Origin of the sequence: Streptomyces pimonensis (genome assembly GCF_041380215.1) — a bacterium.
Taxonomy (GTDB): Bacteria; Actinomycetota; Actinomycetes; order Streptomycetales; family Streptomycetaceae; genus Streptomyces; species Streptomyces pimonensis.
The window spans coordinates 1-1685 of the sequence record NZ_JAHWZY010000099.1; the positions used below are offsets into that span (position 1 = coordinate 1).

Annotated in this window: 1 protein-coding gene; it reads right to left on the reverse strand. The window is 68.6% G+C overall.

Annotated elements, in window-relative coordinates; all coding sequences use genetic code 11:
• Positions 1-169 precede the first annotated feature (169 nt).
• Positions 170-1561 carry an IS1380 family transposase gene (locus tag KYY02_RS33485; RefSeq protein ID WP_371244801.1) on the reverse strand — a complete coding sequence of 464 codons (1392 nt, stop codon included), beginning with the start codon at positions 1559-1561 and terminating at the stop codon, positions 170-172.
• Between the last annotated feature and the right edge of the window lie 124 nt (positions 1562-1685).

Here is a 1685-nt window from a genome sequence, read left to right on the forward strand (position 1 = left end):
GCCCCTGAGCCCGGATCCACCGGCTTGATTCAGGAGTGATCATTCCGGGGGCGTTCGAGTGGTCTGGCGGCTGATCTGCGGTTTCGGGCAGGGAGTATCCGCTGGTCTGCCCAGCTCTTCCACATGTCCACAGGTCTCGGGCCCCTTCGGGCGGGTTGGGCAGGGCGCGTCAGGCGGTCGGTGGTGGCGCGTGCACTGCGCGGAACAACTGGCTGAAGTCCTCGCTCCAAGGCCAGCGTTCGGGCAGGTGGAGGGTGAGTCGGCGGGCGGAGCGGGCGAGGCGGGCGGGCACGTTGATGAGGTGGTCGCGGATCGTTGCAGTGGTCGCTCTGGCGTGGAACGCAGAGGCCAGTGCGCCGGCGGCGCGGGTGAGGTTGTGGGCCAGGGCGGCGAGGGTGAGCCAGGCGGCATTCGCCTGGAAGTATCCGGACGGCGCGTGCGCGAAGGCGCTGTTCTTGATGTCCGCGATTACTTGTTCCACCACAGCGTGCCGCCGGTGATCACGCTCGGCGTCCCTCAAGGAGAGCGGAGAGTCGGTGAACGCGGCGTGGTAGCGCCAGGTGTCGAAGAGCGTGCCCTGCCCGTCGGGCTGGGCACCAGTGCCCAGGCGTTTGACGCGACGCACAATCAGACGGGCGGTGACCTGCTGTTTCTTCGGTTTGGAGGTGAAGGCGGTGTAGGTGGTCTCGGTTATCTCGGCGTCCGAGATCCAGCACTGGCCCTCCTCGTCCCAGACCGCTTGGGGGTACTTGATGGCAGTCCAGGCATCGTCGTCGATGCCTGCGATCGCGGCCTTGACGGAGGCGTTCATCCGCACCGTGATGGAGAAGCGGGCGTTCAGGGACCGGCAGGCGTTGATGACGTCGGCGCCGTAGAACGCGGAGTCGGCCCGCACCACCAGCAGGCCGCTCGCGCCGCAGGCGCGGGCGGTGCGGATGGTCTCGGCGACGAACGCGGCCGCCCCGCGTGCGGAGTTCGAGGGTCCTTTGCGCAGCCTGGTGGCGGCGATCACCGGGGCGGCCAGCGGTGTGGAGACGACGCCGAGCAGCGCGTTCACCCCTTTGACCTTGCTGTATCCGTATCCGGTGCCCTGCTTGGCGTAGCCGTGGGTGCGGCGGATGGTGTCGTCGATGTCCACGTAGGCGACCTGGTCAGCGCCGGGCAGCAGCGGGGTGTGCGCCGCGAGGCGGGGCAGCAACCGGCGGGCCACGGCATGCAGTTGCTTCACGTGGCCGTGGGTGAAGGAGCGCAGGAACGAGCCGAGCGTGGACGGGGCCCGCACTCCGGTGAACAGGCGGGGCATCGCGCCGTGCCGCAGCCGGTCCATGTCCTGGATGCTGTCCGCGCCAGCGACCATGCCACCCACCAGCGACATCAGCTTCGCCGCCGGGAAAGCTCCGGTGCCGTCCTTCGAGCACGGCAGGTGGATGTGCTCGTCGGCCAGCGCGGGCAGACCGCACCGCTCGGCCAGCCGCACCACCGGCCCCAGCCCGCCGTACGCGATCAGATTCGGGTCATCGAACGCGGACGAGACCGCCGCCGCGGCATGGGAGGATTGCATCTCAGAAGTGCCTTGCCGATCGTGCGTGCTGGAAGCCTAGAGAACTCCCATCATCGCAGGTCGCAAGGCACTTCCTCGTTTCTCGAAAGGCCATCCACAGGCATCAGGCCGGTGGATCCGGGCT